This window comes from Oceanobacillus neutriphilus, from assembly GCF_014645515.1.
Classification (GTDB): domain Bacteria; phylum Bacillota; class Bacilli; order Bacillales; family Amphibacillaceae; genus Oceanobacillus; species Oceanobacillus neutriphilus.
The window spans coordinates 295849-311473 of record NZ_BMLW01000002.1 but is presented as its reverse complement, the minus strand read 5'-3'; the positions used below and the strand labels follow the sequence as shown (position 1 = coordinate 311473).

General features: G+C 35.5%; 15 protein-coding genes. 8 read left to right on the top strand and 7 right to left on the bottom strand.

Translation table 11 applies throughout. From position 1 onward, the window contains the following. Positions 1-18: 18 nt before the first annotated feature. The 8 genes from IEX29_RS04570 to IEX29_RS26510 all read left to right on the top strand — a co-directional run bounded on the left by IEX29_RS04570 (position 19) and on the right by IEX29_RS26510 (position 9896). Positions 19-1437: a 6-phospho-beta-glucosidase gene (locus IEX29_RS04570; RefSeq protein WP_188733333.1), complete on the top strand. Its 1419-nt coding sequence runs from the start codon at positions 19-21 to the stop codon at positions 1435-1437. 358 nt (positions 1438-1795) lie between these two features. Beyond that, complete coding sequence (locus IEX29_RS04565; protein WP_188733332.1) at positions 1796-2635, top strand: PRD domain-containing protein; 840 nt, start codon at positions 1796-1798, stop codon at positions 2633-2635. 163 nt (positions 2636-2798) lie between these two features. Further along, on the top strand, positions 2799-4637 hold the full coding sequence (locus tag IEX29_RS04560) for a beta-glucoside-specific PTS transporter subunit IIABC (RefSeq protein ID WP_188733331.1): 1839 nt from the start codon (positions 2799-2801) through the stop codon (positions 4635-4637). Positions 4638-4664: 27 nt separating this feature from the next. Beyond that, positions 4665-6095, top strand: coding sequence for a 6-phospho-beta-glucosidase (locus IEX29_RS04555; protein ID WP_188733330.1), 1431 nt, complete (start codon positions 4665-4667; stop codon positions 6093-6095). 811 nt (positions 6096-6906) lie between these two features. Beyond that, positions 6907-7608 (top strand): response regulator transcription factor, encoded by a 702-nt coding sequence (locus IEX29_RS04550; RefSeq protein ID WP_188733329.1) that lies wholly within the window; start codon positions 6907-6909, stop codon positions 7606-7608. After that, on the top strand, positions 7583-9403 hold the full coding sequence (locus tag IEX29_RS04545) for a sensor histidine kinase (protein ID WP_188733328.1): 1821 nt from the start codon (positions 7583-7585) through the stop codon (positions 9401-9403). Before IEX29_RS04550 ends, IEX29_RS04545 begins: the two co-directional genes overlap by 26 nt. 129 nt (positions 9404-9532) lie before the next feature. Then, a complete protein-coding gene (locus IEX29_RS26960; protein WP_268239012.1) occupies positions 9533-9667 on the top strand; it encodes a hypothetical protein in 135 nt (44 codons plus the stop codon). A gap of 34 nt (positions 9668-9701) precedes the next feature. Beyond that, positions 9702-9896: a hypothetical protein gene (locus tag IEX29_RS26510; protein WP_229720088.1), complete on the top strand. Its 195-nt coding sequence runs from the start codon at positions 9702-9704 to the stop codon at positions 9894-9896. Positions 9897-9953: 57 nt separating this feature from the next. On the opposite strand, the gene IEX29_RS04540 is transcribed toward IEX29_RS26510, so the two are convergent. From IEX29_RS04540 to IEX29_RS04510, 7 genes are all read right to left on the bottom strand, one after another. Beyond that, positions 9954-10310 (bottom strand): cupin domain-containing protein, encoded by a 357-nt coding sequence (locus IEX29_RS04540; RefSeq protein ID WP_188733327.1) that lies wholly within the window; start codon positions 10308-10310, stop codon positions 9954-9956. Positions 10311-10354: 44 nt separating this feature from the next. Then, positions 10355-11995 (bottom strand): L-lactate permease, encoded by a 1641-nt coding sequence (locus IEX29_RS04535; protein WP_188733326.1) that lies wholly within the window; start codon positions 11993-11995, stop codon positions 10355-10357. A 133-nt stretch (positions 11996-12128) separates the two neighbouring features. After that, positions 12129-13094 (bottom strand): NAD(P)-dependent oxidoreductase, encoded by a 966-nt coding sequence (locus IEX29_RS04530; RefSeq protein ID WP_188733325.1) that lies wholly within the window; start codon positions 13092-13094, stop codon positions 12129-12131. Positions 13095-13531: 437 nt separating this feature from the next. After that, positions 13532-13996 carry a DMT family transporter gene (locus tag IEX29_RS04525; protein ID WP_188733324.1) on the bottom strand — a complete coding sequence of 155 codons (465 nt, stop codon included), beginning with the start codon at positions 13994-13996 and terminating at the stop codon, positions 13532-13534. 11 nt (positions 13997-14007) lie between these two features. After that, positions 14008-14436 carry a DMT family transporter gene (locus tag IEX29_RS04520; RefSeq protein ID WP_188733323.1) on the bottom strand — a complete coding sequence of 143 codons (429 nt, stop codon included), beginning with the start codon at positions 14434-14436 and terminating at the stop codon, positions 14008-14010. Between the two features lie 85 nt (positions 14437-14521). After that, positions 14522-14836, bottom strand: coding sequence for an ArsR/SmtB family transcription factor (locus IEX29_RS04515; RefSeq protein ID WP_188733458.1), 315 nt, complete (start codon positions 14834-14836; stop codon positions 14522-14524). A gap of 281 nt (positions 14837-15117) precedes the next feature. Beyond that, complete coding sequence (locus IEX29_RS04510; protein ID WP_188733322.1) at positions 15118-15558, bottom strand: cell wall hydrolase; 441 nt, start codon at positions 15556-15558, stop codon at positions 15118-15120. Positions 15559-15625 lie beyond the last annotated feature (67 nt).

Sequence of the window (15625 nt, the reverse complement as noted above, 5' to 3'; positions counted from 1 at the left end):
ATGCAAGGAGCGTTTTAAATGACAATAAGGAAAGACTTTTTATGGGGCGGAGCTACTTCAGCTAATCAATATGAAGGTGGATATAATGAAGATGGCCGAGGAATATCTTCCATGGATGTAGTGCCTTCAGGTAAAAATCGATCAGACATTATACGGGGGAATATAAGTGATTTTTCAATTGGAGAAGATTTATACTATCCAACCCATAAAGCTGTTGATTTTTATCATCATTATGAAGAAGACATAGCTCTATTCGCTGAAATGGGATTTAAGGCGTATAGGCTAAGTATCTCCTGGACTCGTATTTTCCCAAATGGTGATGAAGAAACGCCTAATGAAGCAGGGTTAAAATTTTACGAAAATGTATTTAAGGAATGTAAAAAATATAATATTCAACCGATTGTAACTATCTCTCATTTCGATGTACCTTTATATTTAGTTGAAAAAATTGGTTCTTGGAAAAATAGAGAAATGATTGATTACTATTTGAAGCTTTGTAAAGTTTTATTTGAACGTTATAAAGATTATGTTGAATACTGGCTGCCATTTAATGAAATTAATATGATTTTACATGCACCTTTTATGGCTGCCGGGCTTACTTTCAAGGGTGGAGATAATGAAGAACAAATCAAGTATCAAGCTGCACATCATGAACTTATAGCCAGCTCTTTAGCCACTAAAATGGCAAAAGAAATTAACCCTGACAATAAAATTGGAAGTATGTTTGCTGCAGGAAGTGCATATCCTTACAGCTGTAACCCTAAAGATGTTTGGGAAGCACTAAAAGTTGACCAGGAAAATTATTTCTTTGTAGATATTCAATCACGGGGAAAGTATCCTAATTACGCATTAAAAGAATTCAAACGTAAAGGAATAGACTTAGTAATGCACGATGAGGATAAACAGCTTCTCTCTGAATATCCAGTTGATTTTATTTCTTTCTCTTATTACAACAGCCGGTGTATTGCAAGTAAAGATAGTGATGCAAAGCTTACGGACGGCAATTTATTTGCGACTGCTAAAAATCCTTACCTTGAAGCAAGTGAATGGGGCTGGCCTATTGATCCATTAGGCTTGAGGATTACTTTAAATGAAGTTTATGATCGTTACCAAAAACCTATGATTATTGTTGAAAATGGCTTAGGTGCTATTGATACTATTAATGAAGATGGCCAAATTAAAGATGATTATCGCATACAATATTTATCTGATCATATTAAAGCTATTAAATCTGCAATAGAAGAAGATGGTGTAGATTTATTCGGTTATACTGCTTGGGCAGCATGTGATATTGTAAGTGCCTCTTCTGGAGAAATGAAAAAACGGTATGGATTTATTTATGTAGATGCAGATGATAAGGAATCATTTACTCGTCTGAAAAAAGATAGTTTTTACTGGTACAAAAAAGTTATACAATCAAATGGAGATATTCTTTAAAAATCCAAAAACCTTAGGAGAATAATAATTGTTTTCTTAAGGTTTTTTGCTTCTGCCAATCCTTGATGAATAGCTGTTAGTTTTATAAAATGGCATATGTTTATTGTATTGAAATTGCACTTTTTATTCTATTTAGTTGTTCAACTTCTTTCAATTGACAACGTTAAATTTTAAAGGTATTATATAATTAGATTTAGAAATAATATATGTATATCCTTAAAAGGATCGTTACTGGATAAGCAGGCGTGACCTAATAGGATGGTAAAACAAGTGTGCTTTTATTAGTTACACTAATTTATTATCTTATTTTGGGGCAGGTCTTTTTTGTTTGTTTTCAGTTCGAGTGGAGGCGATATAGGTGCAAGTCGTCAAAGTTTTTAACAACAATGTAGTATTGGTTAAAAATAAATATGATTTAGAAGAAATTGTAATGGGAAAAGGGGTTGGTTTTGGGAAATTTCCCGGAGATAAAATCGAGGAACAAAAAATAGAGAAACAATTTGCTTCGAAAGTGAAAGACAAAGATATGGTGCCTGACTTTGAAGAGATTCTGAAAAGAGTTGATTATCTCGACATTACTCTAGCAAGTGAAATCTTTTCTTTATTTGAAAAAAGAATTTCCAAAAAAGTAAGCGAAACCAGTCTGCTGGATATGGCTGATCATATTAATTTTATGCTAAAGCGAGCGAAGGAAGGGGCATCATTTCGAACTCCTCTGGAATGGGAGTTAAAGGAAATTTATCCACTCGAATATGAAATTAGCCTGGAAGCAGTAAAATTATTAAATGAGAAAACGGGGATTTATATTCCAGATATGGAAGCAGCGTTTATCACGCTTCACTATGTCAACGCAACGAGTGGTGAAAGTAGAATGGAAGAAACTATTCTCATTTCGAAAATCCTTCAGAATATCTTAAATATCATTAAGTACCATTATGGAAAAGAATTCAACGAGGCAACCGTTCATTTCAGGCGATTTATTACCCATATTCGGTACTTTGTGAAGCGGCAGTTAGCGAAAGAAAATGTTTCCGTTCAATCTTCCACTCTGTTATCTGTCATAAAATTACAATATAAAAATGATTATCAATGTGCAGAGAAAATTAAGAATTATTTAGACGAAAAATATAATTGGAGCATATCGAAGGATGAATTGATGTACCTGACTTTACATTTAAATAGATTATCATCTGAGTAAAAGGATCGTTACTGGATAGGCAGGCGTGACCTAATAATTAGAAATGATAAGTGGCAAGGGGCGTTTTGATTACGCTTTTTAGATACTTTGCTGCGTATTATTTGTAATTTTAGGCACGCTTTTTTTATTTCAAAAAAAGTTTATAAAAGAGAGGACTATTAACATGAAATATGAAGAGGAAAGCAGAAAGATTCTTGAGTTAATAGGAGGAAAAAATAATGTAAATAGCTTAGTTCACTGTGCAACACGGCTTCGCTTTAATTTAAAAGATGTTTCTAAAGCGAATAAAGAGGAATTAGAAAAACTTCCTTTTGTTTTATCTGTTGTAAATAGCGGTGGACAGTATCAAGTTGTTATTGGAAATGCAGTGTCCGATTATTATCTCACCATCCAATCAATTGCCGGTCTCGGAGAAGATAATAACACAAAAGAAAAACAAAGGTTTAGTATAAATACAATATTTGAAGTCATTTCTGGAGCTTTTTCTCCACTTATCCCAGCTATGGCCGGGGCAGGTATGGTAAAAGCTTTATTAACAGTATTATCGGAAATGGGTTTGATTTCAGACGCTAGTTCTACTTTTGCCGTTCTTAATGCAGCAAGTAACTCTATCTTTTATTTCTTGCCTATATTCTTAGGAATTACATTGGCTAAGAAATTAGGTGGAAATATGTACGTGGGAGGCGCCATTGGTGCAGCTTTAATGGAACCAGCTTTTACAGGTTTAATTGAGGTGCAGAACACAGATTTTCTGGGACTGCCACTTGAAGCTGTAGACTATGCGACAACCATTTTTCCGATCTTCATTGCCATATTTATCTATCAATTTCTAGATAAGTTTTTAAAGAAAATAATATATAAAGATATTCAGCTTTTTGCAGTTCCAATGATCAGCTTATTAGTTATGGTTCCACTTACAGTCATGATTTTTGGACCTTTTGGTACAATCGTTGGGGATGGGTTATCATCAGGAGTAATGTGGTTATATGAACAAAGCAGCATTCTCTCAGGAATTGTTCTTGGAGGCGGAATGACATTCATGGTAATGTTTGGTTTGCACTGGGGCTTTACGCCTATTACATTAGATAATTTAAGCGCTATGGGCGGGGATCCTGTAGAAGGCATGGCATTAGCTGCCGTTTTTGCTCAAATTGGTATTGCAATCGGATTTTACTTGAGAGCCAAAAAACATTCTAAAATGCGTTCTCTGGCTGGTTCTACTGCCATAACAGGATTGCTTGCGGGTGTTACGGAACCAATTGTCTATGGGATAGTATTACGCTATAAGCGTCTGATTCCTATTGTAGCGATATCTGGAGGTATCGGAGGGGCAATTCTGGGTGGTTTTGGAGTTACTATGAATGCCTATGTATTTCATAATTTATTTTCCATTCCAGTTTATACTCCGCATATTGGTTATTTCGTGGGGATTTTAGCATCATTAATTTCTGGTGGAGTGTTAGCGTATTTCTTTGGAGTAAAAGAAAAAACGCAGGATTTTGAATCAAATACAGCAACATCTGAATCAGAAGTGACAAACAAGGAAAAATTATCTGTATATACTCCGGTACAAGGTACCGTAATAGCGTTGAGCGAGGTAGAAGATGATGTGTTTTCCAGCGGGGTAGCTGGTAAAGGAGCAGCTATTGTTCCAACCAAAGGTGAAATCGTGGCACCATTTGATGCAACTATAGTAGCTCTGTTTCCTTCTAAACATGCAATTGGTTTAAAATCAGCGAATGGAACAGAATTACTCATTCATGTCGGCTTAGACACTGTGAACTTAAATGGTAAGTACTTTGAGGCTGCAGTATCGAATGGAGATACAGTAAAACGAGGCGAATTATTATTAAAATTTGATCGAGACAGCATTTTATCAGAAGGATATAAACTTACTACACCAGTAATAGTAACTAATCCGGATCAAATGAATGCACTGGAAAACATTAAAGAGAATGGAGCCGTTACACTTGATACTGTTCTATTTGAAGTAGGAAAATAGCCAAATATAGAGGAAAGGAAGATTACTATGAATAAGGATTTTTTATGGGGAGGAGCCGTTGCTGCCCATCAAGTGGAAGGTGCCTGGGATTTGGAAGGAAAAGGCATTAGTATTGCAGATGTGATGACAGCTGGAAGCAAAGATAAAGCTCGGGAGATTACAGATGGTGTGATAGATGGGGAGTATTACCCGAACCACGAAGGAATTGACTTTTACCATTACTATAAAGAAGATATAAAAATGTTTGCCGAGATGGGGTTTAAATGCCTTCGAACAAGTATTGCATGGACAAGAATTTTTCCAAATGGCGACGAGTCAGAACCAAATGAAGCAGGTTTGAAATTTTATGATAACCTATTTGATGAGTTATTAAAATATGATATTGAACCAGTTATTACTTTATCCCATTTCGAAATGCCATATCATTTGGTAAAAGAGTATGGAGGATGGCGCAACCGCAAGCTGATTGATTTCTTTGTCCATTTTTCGGCTACTGTGATGAGACGGTATAAAGATAAAGTGAAGTATTGGCTTACTTTTAATGAAATTAACAACCAGCGTATTTTGGATAATCCAATTTACGCTTGGACCAATTCAGGCATATTATATAAGGATGACGATAATAAACTGGAAGTCATGTACCAGGCTACCCATTATCAGTTTGTAGCTGGTGCGTTGGTAGTGAAGAAGGCTAAAGAAATTAATCCTGCATTCCAAGTTGGATGTGTTTTAGCTGCTACACCAAATTATCCACTTACAAGTGATCCAAATGATATATTACTGGCACAACAAGAAGATGATAACCAGCTATTCTTCACAGATGTTCAAGTGAGAGGGCACTATTCCAAAAAAGTATGGAAAAGTTGGGAAAATAGCGGATATTCTATTGATGTAACGGAAGAAGATTTAATGTGTTTGTCAGAAGGAACGGTTGATTTTATCGGTATGACTTATTATTTGAGCAATACAGTTTCTACACGCCCGGAAGCTAAACGGCTAAATGATAAATTACTTGGCAGTGAGGTATTAGTAGAGAATCCAATGGCAGAAACAACCGAATGGGGATGGACTATTGATCCCAAAGGTCTGCGATACTATTTGAATCTATTGGCCAATCGCTATGAGTTACCCATTTTCATTGTGGAAAATGGCTTTGGATATGCAGACCAGTTTGAAGATGGAAGCATTCATGACAAAGAGAGAATGGAATATTTAACGGAACATATTAAACAGATGCAGCTGGCAATAGAAGAAGATGGTGCAGATGTTATGGGGTATACAGTATGGGGATGTATAGATCCTATATCATTTACGACTGGTGAAATGCGTAAACGCTATGGATTTCTTTATGTAGACAGAGATAACAATGGAAATGGCTCATTAAAACGCTACAAGAAAGATTCCTTCTATTGGTATCAGGAGTTAATTGCTAATAATGGGTTAGTAATGAAGGATTGATTGGATAGAGATAATTCAGCTGTTTATGGAAGCTGCAGATTAGGAGTGACTTAGTATTTTAGCTGTTGGCATATAATATGTACGATGTGAAGTAAATGTTTTAGAAGGACTACTAAAACAGCATAAGTAGATAGTAAAATATCCTGATAACCGAAGCATGGTATCAGGATATTTTATTTTTCATTTATATACCTCAATTAAAAGCTAACTGAAACGGACTAAGCATATAAAAATTCTATCTGGTACCGTTAGAAGGTGTAGGACGGTTTTTAATTCAAATTTCAAAAATTTAAACAAGAAAATGTTTCTTTATCCAAACGGATTAATCTATTGGTAAAAATATAGCTATTGTTCAAGTTTATCGAGCACAATTTGTACCGACTTGAACCAGAGCTTGGCCATATGGTGTAAGTGAATATGAATTAATGTATTTTATCCGCAGTACTTTAGAGTTATTTTGATGAATTATTGATATGAAACATATGGAGGTGGTGTATTAAAAGGAAAATTGACTGAAATCTATAGAGATAAAATAATCGAGCTAATGGAGAGACAGCTTGGGTTGAATGGTTTATTGAGCAGGGTTACCCCTGCTCAATATTTTATATGGGGAGAAATAGTGACATAAGTGCTGTAAATTTTTTGAAGTCGTAAGCTTATCAAAATGTAAGCATTCCTGGAAATAACCTATCCGATTAACCTGCTTCAAGGTATAATTCATTTAGTATATTAAGAAATTTGTAAGATTTATATACATATGATTGAAAGATTAAATCGTTATTGTAGATATATAGGTTATAGGAGGTACGTTATGGAAGGTGCGAACATATTAGTTGTGGACGATGACAAGGAAATAGCAAATGCACTAGATAAGCTTCTGACGATGGAAGGATTTAAAGTTATGAAGGCTTTCAATGGGTTAGAAGCATTGGATGCCTTAGTTCAGCATGATATTCAATTAATACTCCTGGACGTTATGATGCCAAAGCTGGATGGTCTTTCTACTACTTTGAAAATTAGAGAGGAAAAAAATATACCAATTATTATTATATCAGCAAAGTCAGAGGACAGTGATAAAATACTGGGATTATCGATGGGAGCAGACGATTATATAACAAAACCATTTAATCCAGATGAACTGGTTGCCAGAGTAAAAAGCCAGCTGAGACGATATATCACTTTAGGGAATATCGGCAATGTCACTAATGATTCTCAAATTGTGGTTGGAGGATTGAATCTCAATAAGGAATCAAAGCAATTATTCGTGTATGGCAATCCTATTCGTTTAACTCCTACCGAATATAAAATTTTAGATTTTCTAATGACGAATGCTGGTATGGTTTTTTCATCTGAACAAATCTATGAGAAAGTGTGGAAAGAGCCTGCGTATTCTGTTGAAAACACTGTCATGGTCCATATAAGACGTATCCGCGAAAAAATTGAAATAACTCCTAAAGAACCTAAATATTTAAAGGTGGTGTGGGGTATTGGGTATAAAATTGAGAAACTTTAGCAGAAATACAATAACTAAATTTATAGCTTTTTTGATAGTGATTGCTATGGTTGTGCTGGCTGTCATCCAACTGTTTTATGTGGATTGGAATAGATTTGATATAGAACCGCTGATGGTGGAAACATATGAAGAAAGCAATACATTTATGAATGAGCTGGTAAATACTTTTAGTGAGGTAGACTTACATTTTAATGATCGTGAAATATTAGAAATAGAGGACTTAAATTATATATATTATATAACAGATGGTAAAGAAACACAGTCGAACAGAGAAGACTTTAGCCGTGAAGATTTTCTGAACTACAGCAATCATGTCTATGAGTATAAAGAGGGCAGAGTCACATCTGACGGAAAGGTTTATGAAAATTTTACGTATTTGTTTGGTGAGGGTGTAACCATATATATTGGCTTTCCAGATGAATATATGAAGGATAAGCAGGAGGAATGGAATGTTGCTGGTGACACATTAGACATTCAGGTAATTGAATTTGCTGTATATTTTATTGTAGCATTAGTACTTATCGTATATTTAGTTACGGTAACAGGAAGGAAACCAAATAAAGAAGCGTTACAAATAAATTGGCTGGACGCATTATATAGTGAAATTTTATTAGCACTGATTGTACTGCCAGTCATAATTTGCTGCATTTATTTAACCGATCTCCACTATTATTACAATTATGTGCTGCAAATAACTACGGTTCATAAGTTTTATCTGTATCTAATTGGAACAATAGCAGCAATTGGTACTTTATTGTCTGGAGCAGGATTATTAGCACTGGTAAGAAAGCTTAAGGATAGAAGGTTTCTCAAGGGTTTTCTGTTATATAAAATTATTGATAAAATAGTAGATTTTTTAAAAGGTTTTATTGATGGCAGGAGGTATGCAAAATATCCATTAACCAGGAATTTGCATCGTAGGCAATTGGCTTTCATCATAGCCAGTTTTATTTTAGTATTTTTTACGGTCATGTTCATCTTCGGTCTTCCTCCTTTAGCTATCATCCCGCCAGCTCTTGAGATGGTGCTTATCTACTGGTATGTAAAATATAATAATAAGACATATGATGAAATAAACAAAGGCTTCAATGAAAGCTTAGAGGAGCAGATGAAATCGGAAAGAATGAAAATAGAGCTGGTGACTAATGTTTCTCATGATTTGAAAACACCGTTAACGTCCATTATAAGTTATGTAGATTTACTGTCTAAAGAAGAAAACCTTTCAGAAACGGCAAGAGATTATATTAAGGTACTAAGTGAAAAATCGGATAGATTAAAGCATATTGTTTCAGATTTGTTTGATTTAGCCAAAAGTAGCAGCGGAGATATAAATTTGCATTTAGAAGCGATTGATATGAAAACACTGATTGAACAAATTTTAGGTGACATTGAGGACGACATAGAAAAAGCAGGACATAAGATAAAAATGAAGCTTCCTGATTCATCTGTAGAAATCGTGGCAGACAGTAACAAACTTTATAGAGTTATTCAAAATGTGCTTGATAATGCCCTGAAGTATTCGCTAAATGGAACACGAATATTTATAGAGATGGAAAAGAGAGAGGGCAGAGGAATAATAACTATAAAAAATACAGCCTCCTATGAAATAGATTTTACAGCAGAAGAGATACTTCAGAGATTTAATAGAGGAGATAAGGCTAGAACGGCTGATGGGAGCGGTCTGGGATTGTCTATTGCGGAAAGCTTTACGAACGTAAGCGGGGGAGATTTTAAAGTAGATATTGATGGAGATACATTTAAAGTCATTATTAGTTTTCCTTTGGCATCAGAGTAAAAAATTAGTTTTGTTCCAGCTATGCATCCAAATATGCTATTAGAATTGTTGACAGTAGGGTATATAAAAAATAGAAACAGCTGCAGAGCAAATCAATGACTAATAAATAATCTGAGAAGGTGCATTCAAATGACAATGATATATGCTATCAGTGATATTCATGGATGTTATGAAGCTATGCTCGATACACTAAATATGGAAGTATGCAACAGAACCGCACGAATTTATATGGAAATACCCGGCGGAAACAAATTCATTCTATAAAGACATCATAGCTGGGCACATCTCAACAGCTGAAGTGTCCAATGATAATAGTTATTTGGGAATGGTATTTTGGGATGGGCAAAGCCACTTCTTTATTGATGGGGATACAATGGAAAGTAATGTAGTTCCTTTAATAAAGTTTGATACCTGTACGGGTAACTATTCGAGTTACAAAAAACAGATGGATGATTCCTGGATGGAATATCCAATAACGAAGAGGGACGTTTAATCGTGAAAAAAATCTCCATCCATTTTGGACAGAGATTTTTTTCATATAATGAGAATGTTAATGGCGGATGACGTCCATCGGCATTGGGCCTGCTACACCGACAAAGATAAATCTTTCATCCCCTGTATTCTTCATTCCATGTTGCTGGCCCGGTTTGGAAATAATCATATCTCCTTTTTCGATTTCCACTTCTTCACCGTTACCTGGATAGAAAGTACCTGTTCCCTGGAGACAAATCCAAAGGTCATCTCCATCGGAATGAGAGTGTTTGAACACCTCTTGCCCCGGTTCTAAGCACCAAAGGGCACCTGAAGTATTTGGTGTTTCATAGAAAGTTACTTTTTTTCCCTGTTCAGGGTCAAATTGCGCTGTTTCCTCTAATTTAAACAAACGGTCTTTAATCATTTCGGACATTTTATTTTCCTCCTTTAAAATTGTGAATTATTTCACATGATTAGTTAAATTTCTGGTAATGTACCAGGGAATAGATAGGCCTGGGTTAAAATAATGATGATAACAATTCCAAGCAACATTAAGGAATATTTCATTGTTTTACGGAAAATCTCACTTTCCCTTCCTGCTAAACCAGCAGCTCCAGCAGCAACTGCAATGGATTGAGGAGAGATGAGTTTCCCCATAATGGCTCCCGTATGATTCGCTGCTACAGTCAATAACGGATTCAACTCTAAATATGTTGCAGTAATCTGCTGCATCTTTCCAAATAACGCAGCTGAGTTGGTTACTGAACCTGTTAAGAATACGCCTAACCAACCGATAATAGGGGAGAAGATAGTAAATAATTTACCAGTCTCTATAAAAGCTAACCCTAAAGTAAAGGATAGTCCAGAGTAGTTCGCCACATAAGCAAAGCCTAAAATAGCGGAAATTGAAACAAATGTAAATTTTAGCTGATTTGCTGTTTGGCCTAAAACCTTTATAGCAGTTCTTGGCTTAATACGTAAAACAAATAGCGTAATAATCGCTGTCAGCATAATGGCTGATCCTGCTGCTGAAATAAATTCCCATTTATAATTAGCTGTATAAAGAGCAGGTTCTGTTACGATTGGTGCAGCCTGGAATACATTATCCAAACCTGGCCAGGTTTCTAACAAAACAAACCATTCTAAATCATTGATTAAGCCTTTAAATCCAGGTGTACTCCAAATGAACATAACCACCATCAAGATAATAAATGGAGACCAGGCTACCATAATTTCCTTTGCTGAATATTTTTTAGCATTGGAAGCAGCATCTTCTTTATCATTTTCAAAGCGGTAAATGGTCTTTGGCTTCCAAAATCTTAAGAATACGGCTAAGCTAATTAAAGATATAATGGAAGAAATGATACTAGGAAGCTCCGGTCCCACAAATTGAGTAATGAGAAAATACGGAATTGCAAAGCTGACACCTGTAACAAGTACTGCCGGTAAGACTTCCACAGTTTTCTTCCATCCAACCATTACTAACATCATAAAAATAGGTATGATGATAGAAATGATAGTCACTTGGGCGCCGACACTTTGAGTTATTTTCAATACATCTATTTCAGTAACGGTCGATAACATGATAGTCGGCGTTCCTACTGGACCAAAAGGAACAGGAGGTACGTTGGCTATCAAGCAGATGATAGCAGCTTTTAATGGATCAAATCCAAGTCCAATTAACATCGCAGCTGCAATTGCAACAGGAGCTCCTTGTCCTGCGACACCTTCTAAAAACGCTGAAAAACTGAAGGCAATTAATAGAACCTGGATTCTTCTATCCTCTGAAAGAGATGATATAGAAGCTTTAATAATATCAAATTTTCCTGATTTTACTGTAAGGTTATAAAGGAATACTGCTGCTAAAATAATCCAGCCAATAGGAAATAAACCATTGGTAATTCCCAATAAAGCGGCTGAAACAGCTTTGGAAACTGGCATTTGATAAACTAAGACAACAATAATAATTGCTAATACTAGAGTAAGTGAAGCAGCAATATGACCTTTCATTTTCTTAATGGTTAATGCCCAGATTAAGAAAAAAATCGGGATTGCAACGACAAGTGCTGTCAGGACGATATGGTCGTTAAGGGCTGCATAATTGTGAAACCATTCCATAGGTTTTCACCCTTTCATGTTGTTGAGAAGTTTTAATCTATTATTCTTCTATTTTGGTAAGGACGCATACATTAAAAAAATAGTTCGTGAGGGGAACATTAAATGTCCCGCTCACTACTATAAGAATGCTGTATTATTTTACTACTTCATTGATAACATAAGATGGTTCCTCGCCACCCAATGCTTTAAATATATTACCTGCTGCCATCTCAGCCATTGCATCACGTGTTTCAAAGGTCGCATTACCGATATGGGGAGTTAATACCACATTCTTTAAATTCTTTAGACCTTCTCCAATCTCAGGCTCAAACTCAAATACATCAAGAGCTGCACCTTCAATTACTTTTTCTTCTAAAGCTTTTATTAATGCTGCTTCTTCAACAATCGGGCCACGGGCACAATTGATTAAGTAAGCAGTCGGTTTCATCAATTCTAATTGTTCCGTGCTAATCATATGCTTCATACTTGGGTTATAGGCGGAATTAATTGTAACAAAATCAGACTGTGACAATAAGTCTTCAAGGGATACATAGGTTGCATCCAGTGCATTCTCCACTTCAGATGACTGTTGTTTAATATCTGAGTATAAAACCTTCATTCCAAATCCTAGAGCTCTTTTAGCAACGGCTTGACCGATCTGGCCAAATCCGATAATACCAATGGTTTTCCCTGATACTTCACGGCCACGGAAATAAAGAGGAGCCCATCCGTTAAATCCAACCGTACGGCAAACCTCATCACCTTCTACCACTCTTCTGGCTGCTGCTAATAGAAGAGAAAAAGTTAATTCTGCAGTTGCATTAGTAGAAGCTATCGGTGTGTTAGTTACAGGAATGGCTTTTGAAGCTGCATATTCAAAATCAATGTTATTAAAGCCTGCTCCATAATTTGCAATGATTTTTAAATTCGGTGCCTGGTCAATAATTTCTTGGCCGACAGGGGTTGAAAGTAAACTTAAAAGTGCATCCTTATCTGTTATACGCTTCTTTAACTCATCCTGAGATATTAACTTTTCTCCTGGAAATACTTCTACCTCATGATCCTTTAATATATCTAATCCTTTTTGCGGTATTTCTCCTGCTACTAAAATTTTTGCCATTTTACACACCTCTTCAAGTAAATTATTTGATCATGAATTATTTGTTTGTGAAATAGTTCACAATATATACTTTTATAATATACTAAATGTTCGTTTTTGCAATCCTTTTGTTCAGTTTTTCACAAAATCGACGAAAATGAGGTGTTTTTTAGTGATTTCCTGTATTTATTATTTCAAGTGATGGTGGAAATAACAGTAAAAGGAAGGACATACTTCTTCAGAAGTTAACAAAATAATGTAAAAAACTCTCTATAGGAGATTGATATAAAAAACTTCATGCAAATCAGCGTCAAAAAGCTGAATTCATCATTTCCTCTTTTTGATACCGATTTTTGCATGAAGTAAAAGAATAAGCTCATTTTCCTCTGCCTGGTCAGGATGGAATGTCCATGCGGACTCTTTTTTTATGAATTTATATTGTTTCATTGAAGTAAAGTTTATGAATTAGCTTCCATGCTGGAGCGTTTATTACCTTGGTAAATGAAAAAAACAGCAATAATCATAAATAGCATCGCAGCAAGCCGCTTCCAGTCGAAGGATATTACTAAACTATCGAACCAGCCAAAATGATCGATCATCATGCTAATTGCAAGCTGTCCGCTGATAACGGCAACATTGGTTGCTATGACCCCAATTCTTGGAACAGCTATGACGGATAGAATTAAGAACCCCGTACCTAAAAAAGCTGCACTTAACTGCCATACTGGTGCTGAAAGTATCCCAAGTACATTACCTTGACCGAAAAATATAACAATAATGGTTAGAAACACTAACCCGGTTAGCATGGTTAAAAATGTTGTTTCAATTGTTCCGGCTTTCCGGCTGAATGTTCCTTGGACAGATGATTGTGCACTTAATGTGATACCACCTAATAAAGTAAATAGAATCATTAATATATCCATTATGATACCTCCTAGTTAATTAATATCAATGCAATAATCATGGAAATAACTGCAAATATTTTTTCTTTATTAATACTGGTTTGTTTAATCCCGAACCAGCCAAAATGTTCAATAACCATACTCATAATCAGCTGGCCGATAATTACTGTAACCATTGTTATACCAACACCGACAAAAGGAACACTAATAACGATAGCTGTTAAATAGACAACTCCCAGGATTCCTCCAAGAAGGGACCATTTAGGTGCTTCCATCGCATAGGAAAGCCTCCCTTTTCCGAAGAATAACCATAATAATCCCATGATGAGTGTGCCCATAAAGAAGTTATAAAAACTGGTTTCAAGTTCTCCTATTGTTTCTCCAAGTTGCCCGTATATTGCACTTTCAAAGCTGAGCGCTGCCCCCGCTAATACTGCTAAAATATATGCTAAGTAACGCATGAAATATTAACCTCCTAAATCAATATATTTGAATATCTAGAATAACCGATATAATGACGTAAAAAAACAGAAACCTATAATCAGCTTAGATTTCCGTTTTAAAATATTCAGCTAAACGAGATAATGTTTCTTCGTTTCGCCGATAATAAGTCCATTGACCATAACGAACAGATTCTAAGAGACCTGCATTTTGCATCATATTCAGGTATTGGGAAACCGTAGATTGAGAAGCTTTCGCTTTTTCCTGGATATCTCCTACACATACTCCTCCTTTAACGCTAACTCCCTTTGGCAAATGAGCACCTTGTTTAGGGAAATGCTTCTCCGGTTCCTTCAACCATTTCAAAATGTTAAGCCGAGTTTCATTTGATAACGCCTTAAAAACATCAATCGGTTCCATGATGGTTATTATATATCGAACTTTCACGATATGTCAATTTAGAGAATTTAAATTCATCCATACTTAGAATTAAAAAAATAAGTTGAAAAACGATATTATTTCTTATTAAAACCCCTGCCAAATTAATTCTTGGCAGGGGTTATTTTTCTTTATACATCAACAATTCTTTGAATATAATCATGTTTAATTAATCCGGTTCCAATTGCATCATTAAATACGCTGTTCACAGAAAACCATTCATCCAGTTTTTATTGAAAAATAAGCACCAAAAAGCAAACCTCTTACCCCATATAAACACTTTCGCATGTTCCAGGGGCCGGTTCATAAAAACAATGATCCATAAATTGACCGGAAAATGGCTGGTCATACCATGTTGGTGGACACGGTGCATATGGATTAAAGTACCAAAGAGCATATTTTGCCGGGTGGTTTCTCCAGCTTTCCAAAGTCTGTCTTGCTAATTTTTTTTCAGCTTCCCTTGCTCTTTGATAAAACATATTTCCTTTTTGAACAGCTTCAAAAGAGTAATTTCCTCCTTGTACATGAAAAATGACGTCATCAACTGTTCTTAAATCAACAAAATCACCACAATCTGCTACGACGCGGTTAACAATAACATTTCCCACATAAAGCATTCCTTGTTTTCCTTCGCCCTCAGCTTCTGCTCTCATCATCCTTGCCATTAAGTCTACGTCTGCATCCCGGTAAGCTATTCTTCCCATTATCTCACCTCTAAAACATAATATGAGAGAAAGTTTGCATTCATGCCTTTGTGGGCTTGTATTTTTT